At 69.6% G+C, this 276-nt stretch carries 1 protein-coding gene; it reads left to right on the top strand.

Features of this window, described 5'->3' with window-relative positions; all coding sequences use genetic code 11:
- Positions 1-276 (top strand): hypothetical protein (locus tag SB717_RS35510; protein WP_410907630.1); only part of this gene is annotated, 276 nt, incomplete at both ends.

The raw sequence follows: 276 nt of genomic DNA, 5'->3' as shown, positions 1-276 counted from the left end.
CTCATTCTCCTGGTCGCCGCAGCGGTCGCGCTCGTCGGATCCCTCGTGGTAGGCGGCGGCGCGAACGCGCAGGCCCTGCAGGACCCGGGCGCGCTCGTGCGGTGGGCGCTTCCGGCGGGCAAGATGATCGTCAACGTGTCCGGATCCGTCATGTTCGGATCCCTTGTGCTGGCGCTCTTCGCTCTCGCCCCGAAGGAGAAGGCGTTCGGTGCGGCGCTCGACGGCGCCTCCATCTCGGCGGGCATCTTCACGGTCGCGAGCGGATCCGTCACCTTC

This window comes from Priestia sp. SIMBA_032 (genome assembly GCF_046535215.1).
In the GTDB taxonomy this organism is placed as follows: domain Bacteria; phylum Bacillota; class Bacilli; order Bacillales; family Bacillaceae_H; genus Priestia; species Priestia aryabhattai.
Note: the sequence above shows the minus strand (reverse complement) of the source record. Positions and strands in the feature narration are given on the sequence as shown.